The organism is Zhengella sedimenti (assembly GCF_046506625.1).
In the GTDB taxonomy this organism is placed as follows: domain Bacteria; phylum Pseudomonadota; class Alphaproteobacteria; order Rhizobiales; family Rhizobiaceae; genus Zhengella; species Zhengella sedimenti.
Genome location: NZ_JBKFFP010000004.1, coordinates 10,823 through 30,200, shown reverse-complemented (window position 1 = coordinate 30,200; position 19,378 = coordinate 10,823). Strand labels below are relative to the sequence as shown.

General features: G+C 65.6%; 17 protein-coding genes. 1 reads left to right on the top strand and 16 read right to left on the bottom strand.

Annotated features, from left to right (window positions below; all coding sequences use genetic code 11):
- Nucleotides 1-143: 143 nt before the first annotated feature.
- Genes ACLB6G_RS12155 through yajC form a run of 4 tightly spaced genes read right to left on the bottom strand, consistent with a single transcriptional unit; the run spans nt 144 to nt 4,335 of the window.
- Nucleotides 144-995, bottom strand: coding sequence for a phytoene/squalene synthase family protein (locus tag ACLB6G_RS12155; RefSeq protein ID WP_410356459.1), 852 nt, complete (start codon nt 993-995; stop codon nt 144-146).
- Nucleotides 995-1,381, bottom strand: a complete 387-nt coding sequence (locus ACLB6G_RS12150) for an Mth938-like domain-containing protein (RefSeq protein ID WP_410356458.1) — start codon at nt 1,379-1,381, stop codon at nt 995-997. The genes ACLB6G_RS12155 and ACLB6G_RS12150 overlap by 1 nt, the downstream gene beginning before the upstream one ends.
- Before the next feature lie 3 nt (nt 1,382-1,384).
- Nucleotides 1,385-3,937 (bottom strand): protein translocase subunit SecDF, encoded by a 2,553-nt coding sequence (secDF, locus tag ACLB6G_RS12145; protein ID WP_410356457.1) that lies wholly within the window; start codon nt 3,935-3,937, stop codon nt 1,385-1,387.
- Between the two features lie 56 nt (nt 3,938-3,993).
- Nucleotides 3,994-4,335 carry a preprotein translocase subunit YajC gene (yajC, locus tag ACLB6G_RS12140; protein ID WP_410356456.1) on the bottom strand — a complete coding sequence of 114 codons (342 nt, stop codon included), beginning with the start codon at nt 4,333-4,335 and terminating at the stop codon, nt 3,994-3,996.
- A gap of 164 nt (nt 4,336-4,499) precedes the next feature.
- Here yajC and ACLB6G_RS12135 point away from each other — a divergent pair, with 164 nt between their 5' ends.
- On the top strand, nt 4,500-5,378 hold the full coding sequence (locus tag ACLB6G_RS12135) for an ATP-binding protein (protein ID WP_410356455.1): 879 nt from the start codon (nt 4,500-4,502) through the stop codon (nt 5,376-5,378).
- Between the two features lie 108 nt (nt 5,379-5,486).
- On the opposite strand, the gene ACLB6G_RS12130 is transcribed toward ACLB6G_RS12135, so the two are convergent.
- The 12 genes from ACLB6G_RS12130 to ACLB6G_RS12075 all read right to left on the bottom strand — a co-directional run bounded on the left by ACLB6G_RS12130 (nt 5,487) and on the right by ACLB6G_RS12075 (nt 19,296).
- Nucleotides 5,487-7,190 carry a peptidoglycan DD-metalloendopeptidase family protein gene (locus ACLB6G_RS12130; RefSeq protein WP_410356454.1) on the bottom strand — a complete coding sequence of 568 codons (1,704 nt, stop codon included), beginning with the start codon at nt 7,188-7,190 and terminating at the stop codon, nt 5,487-5,489.
- A gap of 138 nt (nt 7,191-7,328) precedes the next feature.
- Nucleotides 7,329-7,985 (bottom strand): protein-L-isoaspartate(D-aspartate) O-methyltransferase, encoded by a 657-nt coding sequence (locus ACLB6G_RS12125; protein ID WP_410356453.1) that lies wholly within the window; start codon nt 7,983-7,985, stop codon nt 7,329-7,331.
- Nucleotides 7,985-8,740, bottom strand: coding sequence for a 5'/3'-nucleotidase SurE (gene surE, locus ACLB6G_RS12120; protein WP_410356452.1), 756 nt, complete (start codon nt 8,738-8,740; stop codon nt 7,985-7,987). The genes ACLB6G_RS12125 and surE overlap by 1 nt, the downstream gene beginning before the upstream one ends.
- Nucleotides 8,741-8,770: 30 nt before the next feature.
- Nucleotides 8,771-10,060, bottom strand: coding sequence for a serine--tRNA ligase (gene serS / locus ACLB6G_RS12115; protein ID WP_410356451.1), 1,290 nt, complete (start codon nt 10,058-10,060; stop codon nt 8,771-8,773).
- A gap of 110 nt (nt 10,061-10,170) precedes the next feature.
- On the bottom strand, nt 10,171-11,070 hold the full coding sequence (gene tatC / locus ACLB6G_RS12110) for a twin-arginine translocase subunit TatC (protein WP_410356450.1): 900 nt from the start codon (nt 11,068-11,070) through the stop codon (nt 10,171-10,173).
- The gene (gene tatB / locus ACLB6G_RS12105; RefSeq protein ID WP_410356449.1) at nt 11,067-11,522 is read right to left on the bottom strand and encodes a Sec-independent protein translocase protein TatB; all 456 of its coding nucleotides are present in this window, start codon (nt 11,520-11,522) and stop codon (nt 11,067-11,069) included. The genes tatC and tatB overlap by 4 nt, the downstream gene beginning before the upstream one ends.
- Nucleotides 11,523-11,600: 78 nt before the next feature.
- Nucleotides 11,601-11,822: a twin-arginine translocase TatA/TatE family subunit gene (locus ACLB6G_RS12100; RefSeq protein ID WP_410356448.1), complete on the bottom strand. Its 222-nt coding sequence runs from the start codon at nt 11,820-11,822 to the stop codon at nt 11,601-11,603.
- Between the two features lie 33 nt (nt 11,823-11,855).
- Nucleotides 11,856-12,953 (bottom strand): ABC transporter ATP-binding protein, encoded by a 1,098-nt coding sequence (locus ACLB6G_RS12095; protein ID WP_410356447.1) that lies wholly within the window; start codon nt 12,951-12,953, stop codon nt 11,856-11,858.
- A 61-nt stretch (nt 12,954-13,014) separates the two neighbouring features.
- Complete coding sequence (scpB, locus tag ACLB6G_RS12090) at nt 13,015-13,752, bottom strand: SMC-Scp complex subunit ScpB (protein WP_410356446.1); 738 nt, start codon at nt 13,750-13,752, stop codon at nt 13,015-13,017.
- A complete protein-coding gene (locus ACLB6G_RS12085) occupies nt 13,745-14,551 on the bottom strand; it encodes a segregation and condensation protein A (protein WP_410356787.1) in 807 nt (268 codons plus the stop codon). Before ACLB6G_RS12085 ends, scpB begins: the two co-directional genes overlap by 8 nt.
- A 50-nt stretch (nt 14,552-14,601) precedes the next feature.
- Nucleotides 14,602-15,618: a beta-N-acetylhexosaminidase gene (gene nagZ / locus ACLB6G_RS12080; protein WP_410356445.1), complete on the bottom strand. Its 1,017-nt coding sequence runs from the start codon at nt 15,616-15,618 to the stop codon at nt 14,602-14,604.
- Between the two features lie 123 nt (nt 15,619-15,741).
- The gene (locus ACLB6G_RS12075) at nt 15,742-19,296 is read right to left on the bottom strand and encodes an SPOR domain-containing protein (protein ID WP_410356444.1); all 3,555 of its coding nucleotides are present in this window, start codon (nt 19,294-19,296) and stop codon (nt 15,742-15,744) included.
- Nucleotides 19,297-19,378 lie beyond the last annotated feature (82 nt).

Genomic DNA, 19,378 nt, shown 5'->3' with positions numbered 1-19,378 from the left:
ACAGCATGTTAGCAGCATTCCGGAAGGAGTGCTGCCAAACGTCCCGTTATTCAGGCAGGTCCTGACCGGCAATCCTCCCGCGGTTCAACGTGGTGCCATCCCGGTCGCCAGGACCAGCACGTCAAGCAGCGCGTTGCCGCCCTTCAGCCGCGCAGACCCATGCGCAGGAAGGACCACGAACGACGAAGCGCCGAAATCTCCGGCGTCTGTTCCAGACAGGCGGCCCCGGCCCGCTCAATGGCCTTGAGATAGGCCGGCACCGGCGCGAGCACGATATAGGCCGGGCGCAGGGTTTTCGGCAGGGCCACAGCGGCGGCGCTGGCGCGGGCGAGGTGTTCCGCTGCCTTGGCGCGAAGCGCCGAGACCAGGGCCGCGGCCTGTCTGGCGCCAGGCTTGTCCAGATAGGTTTCACGGTCGAGCCCGCTGGCGGCCAGGAGTTCGGCGGGAACGTAGCACTGGCCGCGCGCACGGTGCAGCGGCATGGAACGGATGAGACCGGTCATGGCCTGCGCACAGGCGGCGTGGCCGGCGGCCTCACCGGTGCCGGTCGCCGCGTCACGGTCGAGGATCGTGGCGGCCAGTTGCAGGATCGTCCCGGCGGTCTCGCCGCAATAGCCTTCAAGATCGTTCATCGACGGCATGGGATCGTCGTAGAGATCGAAGATCCGCGCCTCGAAATAGGCATCCAGCGCGGATGTAGGCAGGCCATATGTTCCGATGACCTTCGCGAAGGCTTCGGCGACCGGGTGGCCCGAATCGGCGCCAGCCTCTGGCGACGACAGCGCATCGCGCCACCATTGCAGCCGGATTTCGCCTGCCATCGGCTCGCGGATGGCATCGCGGATGCGCGCGATCTCCAGGTTGAACGCGTAGAGAGAGGCAAGATCGGCACGCTTTTGCGCCGGGGCATAGAGGACCGCCAGATAGCGGTCCGGATCACCCGCCTTCAGCTCGGCGAGCAGCGCTTCCAGCGATGGCGCGCCCGGGGCTTCCATCAGACCGCTATGAAGAAAGCGGCAACGGCGCGATCCTCGGCGACCAGGACATTGTAGGTTCTGACCGCCGCGCCGGTGCTCATGGCGTCGGCGATGATGCCGGCCTCGCGCAGGCTGCGCGCGAGATCGGGACGAAGCCGCTTCAGGTCGGGGCCCATGCCCGCCAGCAGGATCTCGATTTCGCCGGCCTCATCGAAGATGCGTTGCAGATCCGCGGCAGTCGGATTCTCCGCATCGGACGGTTTCCAGCCGTAAATACCGGACGGCAGGCACATCAGCGAGCCACGATGCGACATCCCGGCGAAGCGGAACCCGCCATTGCCATAGGCATCGATGGCGGCGCGACCGGGAAAGTGCGCCTGGTGCATCTGGATGCCCGAACCCATCGTTCAGCCCTTGGCCGGTTCCGCGCCGGCGGCCTTCTCATCCTCCTCGATCGTGACCTTGCCGGAGCGAAGATTGAACAGGATGAGTAGCGGCGCGGCGATGAAGATCGACGAATAGGTGCCGATCACCACACCGAAGATCATGGCCGCGGTAAACGACTGGATGACCTCGCCGCCGAACATGAAGAGCGCCAGCAGGGCCAGGAGCGTTGTCACCGATGTCATCACGGTGCGCGCCAGCGTGTCGTTCATGCTCATGTCGAGCAGTTGCGGCAAGGGCATCTTGCGATATCGTCGCAGGTTCTCGCGCACACGGTCGTAGACGACGACCGTGTCGTTCAGCGAATAGCCGACAATGGTCAGGATCGCGGCGATGGACGAAAGGTTGAACTCGATTCCCGTTATGACGAAGAATCCTATCGTCATGATGACGTCGTGCATCGTCGCAAGGATGGCACCGACGGCGAACTGCCACTCGAAACGGACCCAGATGTAAAGCAGGATCGCGGCGAGCGAGGCGAGGACGCCCAGCGTTCCGGCCCGCGCCAGTTCGCCCGACACGGTCGGCCCGACCACCTCGACCCGGCGGAATTCGTAGGCTTCCTCCAGTTCGTCGCGCACCTTGGCGATCACGCTCTGCTCGGCATTCTCGCCGCCGCCCTGCGCCTCGACGCGGATCAGCACCTCCGAGGGGTCGCCGAATTCCTGCACCTGGACGTCGCCCAGATTGAGTTCGCCGAGGCGGCCGCGAATGTCGGAGATGTCGGCCGCGCCTTCACGGGCCTTGATCTCGATGAGGGAACCGCCCTTGAAGTCGATGCCGTAGTTCATGTTGACGGTCACGAACAATGCGAGCGCGCCAATGGCAGCGAGCGCCGACAAGCTGAATGTCGCGCGGCGCAGCCACATGAACGGGATCTTCGTGACGGCCGGAACCAGGTGGACAAGCGCGCCCGGCAGTTCCTTGGGCCGCTGGCTGCGCACATAGGCGGCGATCATCCAGCGGGTGAAGGTGAAGGCGGTGAAGACCGTGGTCAGGATGCCGATGGCGAGCGTCACGGCGAAGCCGCGCACGGGGCCCGTGCCCAGATAGAAAAGGATTACGGCGGCGATCAGCGTCGTCACGTTGGCATCGATGATGGTCGCCATGGCGCGGGAGAAGCCGGCATCGATGGCCTGGATGACCGATCGGCCATTGCGCCGCTCCTCGCGTATGCGCTCGTAGATCAGCACGTTCGAGTCCACCGCCATGCCGACGGTCAGCACGATACCCGCGATGCCCGGCAGCGTGAGTGTCGCTCCAAGAACGGACAGAAGCGCCACGATCATGCCGATGTTGGCGATGAGCGCGATGTTGGCAATGACGCCGAGAAGGCCGTAGGCAAGCACCATGAACACGAGGACGAGCACCGCGCCGATCATCGCCGCCAACTGGCCGGCGGCGACGGAATCCGCCCCCAGGCCCGGACCCACCGTGCGCTCCTCGATGATCGTGAGCGTGGCGGGCAGCGCGCCGGCACGCAGCAGCACCGCAAGGTCATTGGCCGATTGCGCCGTGAAGGAGCCCGATATCTGGCCGGAGCCACCCAGGATCGGCTCACGGATGACCGGAGCGGAAATGACCCGCTGGTCAAGGATGATGGCGAACAGGCGGCCGACATTCTGCTGGGTGGCCTGGCCGAAGCGCTGCGCGCCCTTGGTGTCGAAGCGGAACGAGACGACCGGCTCGGAGGTGCGCTGGTCGAAGGTGGGCTGCGCATCGACAAGGTTCTCGCCGGAAACAATGACGCGATCCTCGATCAGGTAGGGAACCGGCGGATCGTCGTTGGAATACATGATCGTGGTGCCGGCAGGCGGGCGCCCCTCAAGGGCATCCTGTACCGGCACGGACTGGTCGACCATCTGGAAGGTCAGCTTGGCGGTCTGGCCGAGTATGTCCTTCAGGCGCTGGGGATCGTCGAGACCCGGCACCTGGACGAGAATGCGGTCGTTGCCCTGACGCTGGATCACGGGCTCGGTGGTGCCCAGTTCGTTGACGCGGCGGCTGACGACCTCGATGGACTGGGTAAGGGCTGCCGAGGTGCGATAGTCGAGGCCATCCTCGGTCAGCGTGAAGCGCAAAAGGCCCGGCTCGGGCTCCTCAAGGCTTACCTCCTGAATGGTGCCCCCACCGAACATGCCCGCCGAAACCGGCTCGGTCAGCGGTGACAGGGCTTCCCTGGCCGCGGTCACCTGCTGGGCATCGCGGATGCGCACCTGAACGTTGCGCCCCGACCCGGTGAGCCCGGTGTAGCCGATGCTTTCCTCACGCAGCAGCCGGCGGATTTCATCACGCGTCGCCTCGAGCCGGTCCTTGACGATGTCGTCCCGCTCGATCCGCAAAAGGATATGCGACCCGCCCTGGAGGTCGAGGCCGAGCGTCATCTGCTGCTTCGGCATCCAGTCGGGAAGCGCATCGAGCGTCGACTGGGAGAACAGGTTGGGTGCCGCGAAGACAAGGCCGGCGAGGACCGACAGCCAGATGAGAATGGTTTTCCAACGCGTGAAATAGAGCATGGATCAGTCCGTTTCCGGCTGCGGTCGGCCAGCCCGGGAACCCGGGCCGCGCCTCGTCAGGCTTTTTCGTTCTGGTTGGCGATCGGTTCGCCCTTCACCCGGACATCGGCGATCATGGCGCGCAGCACGCGCACCTTGACGCCCTGGGCGATCTCGACGTCGAGTTCGGAGTCCTCGGCCTTGACGACCTTTCCGATGATTCCGCCGCTCGTGATGACCGTGTCGCCACGGCGCACCGCGGAGAGCATTTCCTCGCGCTTCTTCATCTGCTGGCGCTGCGGCCGGATGATGAGGAAGTACATGATCACGAAAATCAGGATGAACGGCAGGATGCTCATGAAAATGTCGGCGCCGCCGGCGGGGGCGGCGGACTGGGCGAATGCCGGGGTGACGAACATCGGGAAACTCCTGCGAAAACGAGAGAAGGCGGGTCGAATCCCGCATGGCAAACTGGCGCGGAATATAGTGGTTCAGGCCCCCAATGCAACTGCGACAGACACCGCCCGGGCGCTTTTCCGGCGTCACCGGCCATGCTACGGGCTCATGACCGAATGGAGGACCCATGACCCGCATATCGCTCGATGAGATCGCCGCCCGCCTCGACAGGCTCGCCGAGGCCGTTGAGAGCCTCAAGCCCCGCCCTGCCCCGGCACCCGATTTCGCCGCCGCCGACTGTTTCGTCTGGGAGCCCGAAACCGGCACCCTTGCTCCTGTCGTCCGCGTCAACCGTGTCGATATCGGCCTTATCAAGGGCGTGGACCGGGTGCGCGACATTCTCGTCGCCAATACCGAACGCTTCGCGGCCGGATTGCCGGCCAACAACGTCCTGCTCTGGGGCGCGCGCGGCATGGGCAAGTCGTCCCTGGTCAAGGCCGCCCATGCCGTGGCGGCGCAGGGAAGGAGCGACCTGAGCGGACCGGCGCTGAAACTGGTGGAAATCCATCGCGAGGACATCGACACGCTGCCGCGCCTGATGTCGCTGCTCAAAGATGCGCCGGTGCGCGTGATCCTTTTCTGCGACGATCTTTCCTTCGACCATGACGACACATCCTACAAGTCCCTCAAGGCCGCGCTGGAGGGCGGTGTCGAGGGCCGGCCGGACAACATCATCTTCTATGCCACATCGAACCGGCGCCACCTGTTACCCCGCGACATGATCGACAACGAGCGGTCCACCGCGATCAATCCGGGCGAGGCGGTGGAGGAAAAGGTGTCGCTGTCGGACCGCTTCGGCCTGTGGCTCGGCTTCCACAAGTGCTCGCAGGACGATTATCTCGACATGGTCAGCGGCTATGCGGGCCATTTCGGTCTCGACATCGACCCCGACGCGCTCAGGGCCGAGGCGCTGGAATGGGCCGTCACGCGCGGCGGGCGTTCGGGCCGCGTTGCCTGGCAGTTCATCCAGGATCTCGCCGGACGGCTGGGGCAACCGCTCGGGTGATGCCAAGCGTCCGCCGCGGGGGCGTTCCGAAACGACAATGCCCCGCCGGAAGCGGCGGGGCATTGCACGATTGCGGATGAGCCCTGGAGGTCAGCCTGTCCGCCAACCTTACTCCAGATATTCGACCGGATTGACCGGGTTGGAGTTCTTCCTGATCTCGAAATGCAGCTTGGGCTGGCTGGCGGAGCCGGAATTGCCCGCCTTGGCGATTTCCTGACCGCGCCGGACCTTGTCGCCGCGCGACACCAGAAGCGTGCTGTTGTGGCCATACACCGATACGAGACCGTCGTCATGGCGCACCAGCACCGTGTTGCCGAATTCCTTCAGCCCGCTGCCTGCATAGATCACAACGCCATTCTCGGCCGCCTTGACCGGCGTTCCGGCCGGAACGGCGATGTCGATGCCGTCATTGGCCTTGCCGCCGGAATTGGCGCCGAAAGCCGAGACGATGCGTCCGCGCACCGGCCAGCGCAACTTGCCGATCCCGGTCGTCTCCGGCGCGACGGCGGCCACCTTCTCGGCCTGCTCGATGATCTCGTCCTTGCGTTTGGGCGGCGTATAGGTCGGCAGGTCGTTCCCGGACTTCACCGACGGTCCGGCGCCGCCCGTGATGATCGGATCGACCTTTTGCGTGGCGGCAGCGGTGCGCGCGGGCTCGCCGGTCGGGCCTGGAATGGTGAGCTTCTGTCCCACTCGAATGGTACCGCTCTCCAGGCCATTGGCGGTCTTGAGGGCATCAACGCTCACGCCGTGGCGGCGCGCGATGGCGTAGAGGGAATCGCCGGAAGCGACCGTGTAGCCGGTTCCGCCAGAGTTCGTCGCGGCGGTTGCACGGTTCTGCTTGCCCGCCGTCACGGCATTTGGCCGGGGGGCCTCCGGGCGCGGCGTCTCCCGCACGACGGCAACATTGCGTGCCGGCGCCTGGCCGGGCACCGGAACCCTGTCGGCAGGAACGTCGTATTTCGTGCCCCGCGATGATTTCGCTGCCTGTGTCTGCGGGTTGGCATCCGGGGCGGAGGTCGGCGCCTTGTGGGAATAGACATAGGTCGGAATGACGATTCCCTGACCCGCGGACACGTCACGCGGATCGGAAATGTTGTTGACACGCATGATCTCGCGGGCCGGAACGCCGAAGCGCCGCGACAGGTTGTAGATCGTCTCGCCTTCGCGCAGCGTGATCCGCGTACCGCCGGACGCCGTCCAGCCCTGCTCGTTTCCGGAATTGCCCTGACTGGCGGAAACCGCCGGCACCGGCGCGCGAACTCTGCTGGCCGCATTGTCCGAACCGCCGGATGTGACGGGCGCCGGTTTCGGCGCAGGTGTCGAGCCTGTCGCCATCGTATCGACGGCAGCCTGCTGCGGGGCCACCAGGGTTCGGCGCTCGACGGACGGCGCGGAAACGGCCTGGCGGGCCGGCGCGGCCGGATACACATTTGCGCCTGCTGTGCCCGGATAGGCTTCCGGCGCGCGGTAGACCCCGTCGGGGCGAACCGGATAGGCGGAGGTCGGCGGGCGGGGACTGGATCCGGACACCGACACCGACCCGACCCCTTCGCTGGGCGCGACACGCCCGCCGGGAATGAGATTCGCATTGCCACGCGCCACCGAACCGGTCGAGCGCCGGTCGATGTCGCCGGGATAGGCCTGGGTGCCGGCGGCTGATGTGGCCTGCGGGGGAACCGATGCGGTATAGAAGCCATCGGTGAAGCGCATGGAATCGGAACTGCAGCCGGCCGCCACACCACCGACCAGGGCGATGGCCGCTCCCCTGGAGAGGTGTCGTGCATATCCCTTGAAACTGGTGATCCGCATGTTCAGAAACCCGCCATACTCACTAACTCGCACGACATCATTAAAGCGCGTTAGAGTTACTGACGGGTTAAGCGCGCGCGATTCCCTGCGATTTGCGGACGTGAGCGGTCCGCTGAAAACAACCTTCGGTGACAGGGATCAAAGCGCGGCGGCAACACCACGCGCCAGCGGCTGGAAGCGGACCTGGCCGAAATCCGACCTTTCGAAACGGCTGCCCACCTTCGTCAGCCGGACCAGCGACTGACTCTCTTCGGCACCGCCAACAGCGGCGACCATCACGCCGCCGGACGACAGCAGGTCCACATAACCGCGCGGCAGGTTGTCGAAAGCCGCCCAGACCACGATCCGGTCATAAGGGCCCTCGCCGTCAACGGCCTTTTCCGCATCGCCATGCCGATGGACCACATTTGGCAGCCCCAGGGTCCGGAACCGCTCGCCCGCCTGACCGGCAAGTGTCCTGAAGCGCTCCACCGTCGTGACGCGGGATGCCATCCGCGCCATGACCGCGGCGGTGAAGCCGGATCCGGTCCCGATTTCAAGGACACGGTGGCCGGACTGCAGGTCGAGCGCGTTGATGATCCTGGCCTGAAGGTCGAGCCCTTCGATACTCTCGCCGCAGGGGATCGGACAGGACCTGGACCCGTAGGCGGCCTGCTGATGCTCCGCCGGAATGAAGGCGCGCCGCGGCGTCGCCTCAATGGCTGCGAAAAGGCGCTTGTCGTCGATGCCCTGCGCCCGCATCCGCAAGACGAAGGCGGCGAGCGCTTCTGTCCCCGAACCGGGCATTCCGATCATCAGAACGCGCTCCTGAGCGCGTCCTGGGCCTCGTGGGCGGTCAGGTTCAGCTTGAGCGGTGTGATGGAAATGTAATCGTCACGCAGCGCGGCAATATCGGTGCCCTCGACGGCATCGAACTCCTTGCGGGCAAAGCGGATCCAGAAATAGGGAAAGTTGCGCCCGTCGCGGCGTTCTTCCACACCGACCCCGTGAACGATGCGTCCTTGCGTCGTCACGGCAACGCCCTTGACCTCGCCGGGCCGGCAGTTCGGGAAATTCACGTTCAGCAGCGTGCCTTCGGGCAGGTCGACGGCCAGGCATTTGCGCAGCACATCGACGGCGTGGGTTTCGGCCACTTCATAGGGAACCACCCTGCCCTCGTCGGAGAAATTGTATCCCTGGCTAAGCGCGATGGAGCGTATGCCGACCAGCGTGCCCTCCATGGCGCCGGCCACCGTGCCGGAATAGGTCACGTCATCGGCGATGTTGGTGCCGGAATTGACACCCGAAAGGATGAGATCGGGCGCTTCCGGCATGATGTGGCGAACCGCCATGATGACACAGTCGGTCGGCGTGCCGCGTACGGCGAAATGGCGGTCGTCGAGCTTGCGAAGCCGCAGCGGATGCGACAGCGTCAGCGAGTGAGCAAGGCCGGACTGGTCGGTTTCCGGGGCCACGACCCAGACATCATCGGACAATTGCCGCGCAATCCGCTCGAGAACGGCGATTCCCTCATCGTGAATGCCATCATCATTGGTCAGCAGGATTCGCATGCTCTCTCCTCTTTGTTGTCCGGTGCGGCCTCAAGCGCCTGCAATGGTCTCCATGCCGCCCATGTAGGGACGCAGAACCTCCGGTACGGTGATCGACCCGTCCTCGTTCTGATAGTTTTCCATGACCGCAATCAGCGCGCGGCCCACAGCGATGCCGGAACCGTTGAGCGTATGGACGAAGCGGGTCTGCTTCTCTCCGGCGGCACGGTAGCGCGCATTCATGCGCCGGGCCTGGAAATCACCACAGACGGAGCAGGATGAAATCTCGCGATAGGCGTCCTGGCCCGGCAGCCAGACCTCGATGTCGTAGGTCTTCTGCGAACCGAAGCCCATGTCGCCGGTGCACAGGACGACCGTGCGGAAGGGCAGGCCGAGCCGCTTCAGGATGTCCTCGGCACAGGCGGTCATCCGCTCATGCTCGTCGCGTGACGTTTCGGCGTCGGTAATCGACACCAGTTCGACCTTGTTGAACTGGTGCTGGCGCAGCATGCCGCGCGTGTCCCGGCCGGCCGATCCGGCCTCGGAGCGGAAGCAGGGCGTCAGCGCGGTGAAACGGAACGGCAGGCTTTCCGCCTCCACGATCTGCCCGGCGACGAGATTGGTCATCGGCACTTCAGCCGTCGGGATCAGGCCCAGCCGGCTTGAACCATGCGCGGTAAAGAACTGGTCTTCCTCGAATTTCGGCAATTGCCCGGTGCCGAAATAGGCATCATCCTTCAGGAGCAGCGGCGGATTGATCTCGGTATAGCCATTCTCGCCGGTATGAACGTCCAGCATGAACTGGCCAAGCGCGCGTTCCAGCCGGGCCAGCACGCCTTTCAGCACGGTGAAACGGGCGCCGGACAGCCTTGCAGCAGCCTCGAAATCCATCAGGCCGAGCGCCTCGCCCAGTTCCCAGTGCTCCTTCGGGGCAAACGCGAATTCCGGACGGCGGCCGACCTTGCGCACCTCGACATTGCCGCTCTCGTCCTCGCCCAAGGGAACGTCGGGCAGAGGCACATTGGGGACGCGCGCCATGGCATCGGTGAACCGGGCATTCAGATCGCGCTCGACGGCTTCGCCGGCCTGGAGTTCATCCTTGATCGATGAGACTTCCGCCTTCAGCCGTTCCGCGGTTTCCGCATCCTTCCGGCCCATCGCCATGCCGATTTCCTTCGACGCGGCATTGCGGCGCTCCTGCAGCGCCTGGAGGCGCGCAATATGGGAACGGCGTTCCTCGTCAAGCGCAATCAGCGCGGCTGACTGGGGCGCCGCGCCACGGCTGGCGAGCGCCTTGTCCAGAACTTCAGGATTTTCGCGGATCCACTTGATATCGAGCATGGGACAGTCCCGGACCTTGTCAGTTGCGGCACGCGCTTCCTACGCGAGTCGCACGAGCGAAGCGAGACCGGCAGGGCGGGAAACCGGTTCGGAAAGAGCACGCCGGCCGGTCACGGCATGGAGCCGCGGCCCTGTTCCTCCAGGTCCGGCTCACCGGGCTGTCCGGCCGCCTCGTCCGCCGGGGGCGTTTCGGTTTCGCCTTCCCCGTCGTCATCCGTCTGCCGTTGCTCACGCTCGCGCTCCACAAGGCGCGCGGTATAGATGGAAATCTCGTAGAGAAGGATGGTGGGCAGCGCAAGGCCGATCTGGCTCACCGGATCGGGAGGTGTCAGGATTGCGGCCGCGATGAAGGCGAAGACGATGGCGTATTTGCGCTTCTCCTTCAAGCCTTCCGACGTGGCAAGCCCCGCGCGGGCGAGCAGCGTGGTCACAACGGGAAGCTGGAAGACCAGGCCGAAGGCGAAGATCAGCGTCATGATCAGGCTGAGATATTCAGACACCTTCGGCAGCAGCGAGATGTCCACCTGGCCCTCGCCGCCGGTCTGTTCCATGGCGAGGAAGAACCACATGACCATGGGCATGAAGAAGCTGTAAACGAGCGCGGCACCGAGCAGGAAAAGCAGCGGCGACGCTACCAGGAACGGCACGAAGGCGCGGCGTTCGTTCCGATAAAGGCCTGGCGCGATGAACTTGTAGATCTGCGCGGCGATGAGCGGAAAAGCCAGCACCAGACCGCCGAACATGGCGATCTTGATCTGCGTGAAGAAGAATTCCTGCGGTGCGGTGTAGATCAGCGCGACCTTGCGATGATCGAGCCCGGCCCACTCGACCGCCCACTTGAACGGCTGGACCAGGAAATTGAACAGGTCCTTGGCCCAGAAGAAGCACAGAAGAAAGGCGATGAAGAACCCGCCCACGGCCCACATCAGGCGCTGGCGCAATTCGATGAGATGTTCGATCAGCGGCGCCGACGAGGCGTCGATATCCACTTCGTCCTGCTTCTTGCTCACGCGCCTTTTCCTGTCTCTGCGCCGTCCTTCGGCGTCATGCCGGACTCTCCCCCGCCCGGAAGCGCGCTTGCGCCCGATTTCGCAGGTTCCGCGGGATGGCTGGCGCCATCGGCCTTCGCCCCGCCCTTGGCCGGCTCGGCCGGCTTCGCACGCGTTGCGTCGTTGAGATCCTTCTTGATCTCGTCGCCGATCTTGTTGAGCGGATTGAGATTTTTCCGGATCTCGTTGGCCGGGTTCATCGACCGGGCAGTGTCGGCCAACGACTTCAGTTCTTCCAGTTCCGCTTCCTTCAAGGCGTCATCGAACTGGCGGCGGAAATCGCCGGCCATCGATCGCATCTTCGCCGTCGTCTTGCCGAACGTCCGCAACATCTTCGGCAGATCCTTCGGACCCACGACGATGATCATCACGATCGCGACTACGAGCAGTTCCGGCCAGCCAATGTCGAGCATATCACCAGCGCCCCGTCAGACACGCCACGACGCCGCCCCCGAACCGGGCGCGGCGCCCCTTCCCCATGCCGGACGGCATCAGGAGTTGGCGGACTTTTCCTTGTTTTCCGACACCACCTCGTCCTTGCGGTGTTCGACGGTCTTGGCCTTGTCGGACGTTTCGTCGTCCTGCATGCCCTTCTTGAAGCTCTTGATGCCCTTGGCGACATCGCCCATCAGCTCCGGAATCTTGCCGCGGCCGAAGAGCAGGAGCACGACCACCAGAACGATGATCCAGTGCCAGATTGAAAAGGTACCCATGACAAACCTCGTGTGTGCGTTCTCGAGAGTGACTTAAGCGCTTTCGCCGCCGGTTTCAAATACAAGTACGTCGCTTTTTCGCACGGAGATGCGAATGTCGCGCCGGCCAGGCTCCAGTGTACCATGCCGGATACGCGCCCGGATCGTGTTCTCCGCGCCCGGAACCGCCAGATCGACCATCTCGGCGATGCCGAGAAACCGCCGCGAAAGCACACGCGCATCGGCGGTGCCGGCCGGGTCGACCTCGATGCCGGCCAGGCGGATCGCCACCGTCGCCCGCGTCCCGTCGGCCAGCGTTCCGGCCGCAAATCGGCCAACCGGCGTCTCCACCGCTCCTCCCGTCACGACCGATTCGAACAAGTTGAGTTCCGAAAAGAACCCGGCCGCGAACAGGTTGGCAGGCGCGTGGTAGAGTTCGTCGCCGGTTCCGGCCTGCACAAGACGGCCATCTTTCAGCAGCGCGATACGGTCGCCCATGCGCATCGCCTCTTCCGCATCATGGGTCACGACAATGGCGGTTGTGCGGCTCTGGCGCAAAATCGCCAGCGTCTCGGAGCGGATGGCATCCTTCAGGCGGGAATCCAGACCGGAAAACGGTTCGTCCATGAGCAACACGGCCGGCCGTGGCGCGATCGCGCGGGCCAGCGCCACACGTTGCTGCTCGCCGCCCGACAGAACATGCGGATAGGCCCCGGCATAATGCTCCAGCCCGACGCGCGACAGCGCGATCATGGCCTCGTCGCGCGCCTCGCCCGCCGACAGGGCGGTGAGCCCGAACATCACGTTCTGCAGGATCGTCAGGTGGGGAAACAGCGCGAAATCCTGGAACACAAGGCCGATGGAGCGTTCCTCCGGCGGCAGGAAAACGTCCGGGCCGGCGATCTCGCGGCCGTTCAGCAGCACCCTGCCCCTTGCCTGGCTCTCGATACCGGCAGCGATCCGCAGCAGCGTCGTCTTGCCGGAACCGGACGGGCCCAGGAGGCATGTCACCTTGCCGGCATCGGCAACGAGGGACAGTCCCTTGAGCGTCGGCTTGGTGCCATAAGCGTGATGAATGTCCTCGAACGCCAGTTCGGCTGCGAAGGAAACCCCCGCCGGCATGCGCCCGATCTTTTTTTGCATCAATGCCATGCCTGCGCCATGCCTGCCGCGATCCGCTTGCCGCCTGCGCAAACAGCGCGGGCCAGCAGGGTCAATCATCCCCTGCGCGCGGTGTCAACAAGCCGAGTTCCTCCAGATCGATATCGCTCAGGGGATCCTCGTCCTCGGTCAGGTCATCCGGGGAAGCCAGCGGCGTCGGCATGGAGAAGCCTGAAGGCATCCGCGAGGACAACAACCCCGCCCCCTTCAACTCGTCCATCCCCGGCAGGTCGCGCAATTCCTCCAGGCCGAAATGGTCGAGGAATGCCCGGGTGGTTCCGTAAGTCACCGGGCGGCCGGGCGTGCGGCGGCGGCCCCGCAACCGCACCCAGCCTGTTTCCAACAGCGTGTCGAGCGTGCCCTTCGATGTTTCGACGCCGCGAATTTCCTCCATCTCGGCACGCGTGACCGGCTGATGGTAGGCGATGATGGCGAGCACTTCGAGCGCGGCACGCGACAGCTTCTTCTGTTCCACCGCCTCCCGGCTCATCAGGAAGGACAGGTCGCCGGCGGTGCGGAACGCCCAGGCATCGCCGACCCGCACGAGATTGACCCCGCGCGCGGCATAATCGGCCTTGAGTTTTTCCATGACGGCGGAAACGGGTGCGCCGGCCGGCAGACGCTCGGCGAGCAGTTTTTCGGGAACCGGATCGGCGGAGGCAAAGACGAGCGCCTCTGCCATGCGCGCCACTTCTGCGAGCGCAGCTGCATCCACGGGCGCGGTATCCGCGCGCCCGGGCGCAAAATGCTCGTCATCGCGGGTCATCGGCGCATGTCCGTGATCATCCATTGGCGTCGTCCATGGCATTCCGGCCCCCGCGCGGCACGGCGCGCGGTCTCAGGAAAATCGGCGCAAAGGCCTTGTCCTGCCGGATATCCAATGCGCCTTCCCTGACCATTTCAAGGCTGGCAACGAAAGTGCTGGCGATTGCGGTCGTGCGTTCCTCCGGCGTGGACAGGAAATCGACGAGGAACCGGTCAAGCGCGGTCCAGTCCGTGATCGATCCCACGAGCCTTTCCAGCACCGCGCGCGCATCCTTCAGCGACCAGACCGCGCGCCGGGCGATCTGCACGCGGGAAACGGCCTGCCGCTGGCGTTGCGAGGCATAGGCGATCAGCAGGTCGTAGAGCGAGGCGGCATACTCGTTCTTGCGATCCACGATCACGGCTTCGGGCTGTCCGCGCACGAACACGTCCCGGCCGATCCTGTTGCGGTTGACGAGACGCGCGGCCGCATCGCGCATTGCCTCCAGGCGCTTCAGCCGGAATTGAAGCATCGCTGCCATTTCCTCGCCCGACTGTTCGTCGTCGCGCGGCGGCCTGGGGATAAGCAGTTTCGACTTCAGGAAGGCGAGCCATGCAGCCATGACCAGGTAATCGGCGGCCAGTTCCAGCTTCAACGCGCGGGCCTTCTCGATGAAGACAAGATACTGCTCGGCCAGCGCCAGAACGGAAATGCGGGCCAGGTCGACCTTCTGGTTGCGCGCAAGATGAAGCAGCAGATCGAGCGGTCCCTCGAAGCCGTCGACATCGATGACGAGTTCCGGACCGGACGGCCGTTCCTCGCGCTCGGACCAGAGCTGGTCCATCGGCGTGCGCGCATGCCTGTCGTGCACAGGCGCCACCCTTGCGCCCCCCGTCACGCCACGGCCTCGAAGAGGCTGGAGAATTCGGCCCGCAGGGCGTTCTCATCGGCACCGTCATCACGGCCAAGGTCGAGCACGGCCCGTTGCGCACGCTCAAGCGCCCGGCCTGCCAGCGGCGGCGCCCCGGCGGCCACGGCGCGCATCTCGTCCATCCGGCCATTGCAGTGGAGCACGACATCGCAGCCGGCGGCGAAAATGGCGCGCGTACGCTCGCCGAACGCGCCTGCGAGCGCCTTCATGGACACGTCATCGCTCATCAGCAGCCCGTCAAAGCCCATTTCGCCGCGGATGATCTCCGCGATCACGCGCGGCGACGTGGTCGCGGGATTGTCCGGGTCCAGCGCCGAATAGACGACATGCGCCGTCATCGCCATGGGGATATCGGCCAGCGCCTTGAAGGGCGGGAAATCATGGGCGCGCAGTTCCCCGGGACTCGCATCGACGACGGGGAGTTCCAGATGGCTGTCGGCGAAGGCGCGGCCATGGCCGGGAATATGCTTGATGACCGGCATGACGCCGCCTGCCCGGAGGCCCTCGGCGGCGGCCCGGCCCATTTCGGCCACGGTGGCTGGATCCTTGCCATAGGCGCGGTTGCCGATCACGTCGTGGGCGCCTTCGACCGGCACGTCGAGCACGGGCAGGCAGTCGGCATTGATACCGTAGCGCTTCAGGTCGAAGGCATGCAGGCGGGACATCACCCAGGCGGCACGCAGGCCGGCTTCCCTGTCACGCCTGTAGAGCGCGCCAAGCGCGGCGCCGGGCGGGTAATCCGGCGCCATCGGCGGCCTGATGCGCTGGACGCGTCCGCCTTCCTGGTCGATGAACACCGGCACGTCACGCCCGGCGATCTCGCGCAGCGATGCTGTCAGCTCACGGAGCTGCCCGGCATCCGCGACATTGCGCGCGAACAGGATGTAGCCCCATGGCTGCTCACCACGGAAGAAGTGCCTTTCTTCCGCCGTCAGTTCGAGGCCGGACATGCCGGCGATCATCGCACGTGATTCGCTCATGTTCCGATTCTTGCACGAATCGTCCGTGAAGACACGAAGCAAGGCCGGGCTTGCGGCTTTCCCCACAGGCAAAGGGGCCGCGCGGGGCGGCCCCATTGGAACCGGTGCCTGGCCGAAACCGGGTCAGCGTTTCGCCAGGCAGTCTCCGCCGGCGGCCTTGATCTCGCGGCAAAGGCTGGCTGCCTCGTTGAAACTGCCGGCCGGGATGTTGACGCGGTAGAAGGTGCCGCGCCCCGGGATCTCGGCCGGCACGATATTGACGCCGCGTCCGCCAATGATGCTGCCAAAGCGCTGCGAAAGGTTGCGATAGGAAGACTGCGCGAGTTCACGCGACGGCTGGGAGGCGATCTGCACCCATGCCGGCGGATTGGCATTGGCGAGACCCGTCTGCGCAGCCGGCGGGGCAGCCGCGACCTGCTGGCCGTCGCGCCGTGTCGTGCCGACGATGTTGACCGGCTGATCGGCCGGGCGCTCGGGCACGACCGGCGGCGCGGTGACCGTATCGCGCCGGATCGTCGTGGTACGCACCTGGCGCGGCTGAAGGCCGGGAGCCTCGGTTCTGGCCGTGTCCGCTGCCGCGGTCACAGGCGCCGGCGCAGCCGTTTCGGCAGGCGCGGTCCCGGCCGTCCGTGTCTCGCCGCCAATCTGCGGTCGGGGCTGGGGAACGGGGATTCCTGCGGCCGTGGCAGGCGCCTCTTCGCCCGCTTTCTGCTCTGTTGCGGCGGCTTCTGCCTGAGGCGACGCGGTCGCAGCGATATCCGCGCCTGAAGGGGCCGGCGCCTCGGTGGCCACCAGCGTTCCGTCCGGCCGGACCACATAGGTGCGGACACGCCGCGGCGCGACTGCAGCCAGTTCACTCGACGGTCCCGGCTCCTGCGCCGTCCGGTCGGGATCGATGCGATCCTCCGACTTCGCAGCCGGCGCGGCCGTTCCTGATGGCTCATTCGCTGGCGAATCACCGCCCGCAGCCGCATCGACCGGCCCCGGCGACACGACCCGCACGGGACGGGTCCTTACATCGACCGGCGTTTCGGCGTTGCTCACCAGCTTGTCCTGTTGCGGCTCGGCACCGGCCGGCGCTCCGGCCGCTTCCTCGTAGACCACCCGGTTCTGGTTGGGCACCTTCGTGCCGCCCGGGTTTTCCGGCTTGACCTTGACCGGTTCGGGATCGGCGCGGACGATTGCCTGCGTGTCACCGGCATCCCCGCCGCCGCCGGTCAGGGCAAACGCACCGATACCGCCGACCAGGGCAACACCGGCGACAACGGCGGCGATCATCAGGCCGCGTTTCGATTTCTGCCCCTCGTCTGCCGGTTCCGCGAAGTCGTCGAAGGCCAGTTCGCGTTCAAGATCCTCGTCATGCAGCACGTCGTCATAGGTGCGCTGCGCGGCACCTGGCGTGACGGGGACGGAAACGGGTTCCTCAAGCCTGGCGGTTGCCTGGCTATCGGGGGCATGGACCGGCTTTTTCGCGGCACCAAAGGATATGCCGGCATCTTCCAGTTCGCGTTCGAAGAAGGTCTCGAAATCCATCGCCGCCTGCGGCTGACCAGCCGCGACATGGGTGTCGGACAATTCTTGTCCGGCCAGCATCTCTTCCAGGTCGTCCGGTCCGGCATGGTGCGCCGAATCCGTCTGGTAGGCTGTTTCCGGCAAATCGAGGTCATCGGCCATGTCGATCCGGGATTCCGGGACATCCGTTGTCTCGATTTCCGGGGGCAAGGGTTCCGCCGCCGATTTCCTTGAACCTGTGCTGAAGCGTGAGGCCAGGCCGCCGACCGCTGCTGCTGCACCTGCGGCCAGCCCGGTTCGCATGGCGGACCCGCCAGCGGACTGGCCGGACCCGGAGGCCGAATCGCGAGCGTCCGGCAATTCGACACCGTCCGAACCGTAGCCGTAGTCGTCGCCTTCCCCGGGATGCTCCATCTGGATCGATTCGATCTCCGCCAGCAGGTCGGGGTCGATATCGAAATCGCCCTCGCCGCCGGCTGCCGCCTGCCCGGGAATGGACGGCGGCGCGGGATCCTCACTGTCGAGCCGCAGGTCATCCTCGATGAAACTCTGGTCGAGAAAGGCGGATTCGTCGAATTCCGGGAGATCGATATCGGGTTCCTCGTCCGCTTCGATGCGTTCGGGCAACTCCTCGGCCGTTTCGCTGGCAGAAAGATCCGCCGCGTCGACCACATCGAAGTCGTCCGTGAACGCTCCCTCGAATTCAAACGCCCGGTCGTCGGCTTCGAATCCGGCCTGCGAATCGGGCGCATTCTTGGCGGCCGCTTCCACAGGTTCGGGCGATCCGTCGTTCCACGGACGGGTGGCCGGCGCATATCCAACCGGATCCGCCTCATCCTGAAGGGTATCGGTCGCGCCTGCCTCATGGCTGGTTGCGGCATCGCCCCAACCCGGTTGCTGCTGGGGCGGCAACGCCCAGCCGAAATTCGTCTGGCGGCTCATGCGTGCCGCTTCATGGGTGGCGTGGGACACTTGGTAAGATGGCGCCGCCTCACTCGCGTCCAAGGCCGGCATGCCGGCATGACTGTCAAACCCGGCGACGTCGGCATCGGGACCATGCCCAGAGGCCTCCACGGCCGGCGCAACGGGGGCCGGCACGTCGTCCCGAGCGCCATTGTCCGGTTCTCCGGCGAGCAGGGCCGCCAGTTCGTCCTCGATCGTCGTTGCGGCAAACGACAGCGGCTTTTCCGGGGCCGGCGGCGCATGATCCGGTCCGCCGTCGCGCATCGCGAGCGGTTCTTCCGGCATCCAGTCGCCCCCGTCTTCTGCGGCGGTCGAAAACGGTTCGTCAGCAAATTCCGGCTGGAAGGCGGCTTCCTCGGCACCATCGTGCCCGGCATCGGCGCCAGCGCCGTCCTGTTCGGCGGACCAGGCCTCTCCCGAACGGGAAGACCAGTCGACCGCCATCATCTCGTCCAGCACGTCATCCGCGACGCCCTCGTCAAGCCCGGATGCGGGCGGTTCCCACGCCTTCAGACCGGATGCGGGCGGTTGCCACGCATGGCCGGCCGGCAAGGGCGCGAACCCGGCGGAAGCGGATCCCGCTGCCGTCTCGGGCATATCGTCCGGGGCATGTTCCGAGCCCGGCAACGCGTCCGGCACCGGACCTTCAGCCGTATCGGCCGCCTGCGTCTGCCAGGATTGCGGCGCCACAAAGGAACCGGCTTCGCTGACATGCTCGTTCCCGGCCGGCGCAAAGGCCGCATCATCGGGAACGGCAGGCTCGAAGGCGCGAGGCTCCGCGGTGTCGTCCGTTTCCCAATGCAGGCCGGCGAACTCGGCATCAAGTTCGGCATCCAGCGCGGTCGCCTCATCAAGTGGCGCATCGCCGGCATCCGTTCCGCTGTCCGGCCGTTCGTCCTGCATCGCCCTTTCCGCGTACACCGGACGCGCCTGTTCCGGCGAATCCCACGCGGAAAGCGGGGGCTGTGCCGAAACCGGCTCTGCTGGCGCCGGGGCCTGCACCTCGCCGGCAGCGTCAAAGGGAGCGTTACCCTCGTCGCGCGCGGGCAGGAGTTCCTGCTCCATGTCGATCACGGGTTCAGGCGCCGGTTTCGGCCCGAGCGGATCGTCCGAAACGACAAAGAAATTCGCCAGCTTCGACAAGGGATCGTCGGGCGAAAGGCTGAAATCTTGATCCAGCTTCGCGGATTTGGTGTCTGCCATGTCCTGTCCCGTACACCTTACCAAACGGGCGCCGCCGGGCGCCAAATTACCGGCGTTACCAGCCCATTGTGGGCAAAAGGTG

Bases quoted from the DNA above. Each gene is read 5' to 3' on its own strand.
- ACLB6G_RS12095 (WP_410356447.1), bottom strand. From the start codon at position 12,953: ATGGCATTGATGCAAAAAAAGATCGGGCGCATGCCGGCGGGGGTTTCC.
- surE (WP_410356452.1), bottom strand. From the start codon at position 8,740: ATGCGAATCCTGCTGACCAATGATGATGGCATTCACGATGAGGGAATC.
- ACLB6G_RS12135 (WP_410356455.1), top strand. From the start codon at position 4,500: ATGACCCGCATATCGCTCGATGAGATCGCCGCCCGCCTCGACAGGCTC.
- scpB (WP_410356446.1), bottom strand. From the start codon at position 13,752: ATGGATGATCACGGACATGCGCCGATGACCCGCGATGACGAGCATTTT.
- yajC (WP_410356456.1), bottom strand. From the start codon at position 4,335: ATGTTCGTCACCCCGGCATTCGCCCAGTCCGCCGCCCCCGCCGGCGGC.
- ACLB6G_RS12150 (WP_410356458.1), bottom strand. From the start codon at position 1,381: ATGGGTTCGGGCATCCAGATGCACCAGGCGCACTTTCCCGGTCGCGCC.
- ACLB6G_RS12125 (WP_410356453.1), bottom strand. From the start codon at position 7,985: ATGATCGGAATGCCCGGTTCGGGGACAGAAGCGCTCGCCGCCTTCGTC.
- ACLB6G_RS12075 (WP_410356444.1), bottom strand. From the start codon at position 19,296: ATGGCAGACACCAAATCCGCGAAGCTGGATCAAGATTTCAGCCTTTCG.
- ACLB6G_RS12155 (WP_410356459.1), bottom strand. From the start codon at position 995: ATGGAAGCCCCGGGCGCGCCATCGCTGGAAGCGCTGCTCGCCGAGCTG.
- ACLB6G_RS12085 (WP_410356787.1), bottom strand. From the start codon at position 14,551: ATGGACCAGCTCTGGTCCGAGCGCGAGGAACGGCCGTCCGGTCCGGAA.
- ACLB6G_RS12130 (WP_410356454.1), bottom strand. From the start codon at position 7,190: ATGCGGATCACCAGTTTCAAGGGATATGCACGACACCTCTCCAGGGGA.
- nagZ (WP_410356445.1), bottom strand. From the start codon at position 15,618: ATGAGCGAATCACGTGCGATGATCGCCGGCATGTCCGGCCTCGAACTG.
- tatB (WP_410356449.1), bottom strand. From the start codon at position 11,522: ATGCTCGACATTGGCTGGCCGGAACTGCTCGTAGTCGCGATCGTGATG.
- ACLB6G_RS12100 (WP_410356448.1), bottom strand. From the start codon at position 11,822: ATGGGTACCTTTTCAATCTGGCACTGGATCATCGTTCTGGTGGTCGTG.
- serS (WP_410356451.1), bottom strand. From the start codon at position 10,060: ATGCTCGATATCAAGTGGATCCGCGAAAATCCTGAAGTTCTGGACAAG.
- secDF (WP_410356457.1), bottom strand. From the start codon at position 3,937: ATGCTCTATTTCACGCGTTGGAAAACCATTCTCATCTGGCTGTCGGTC.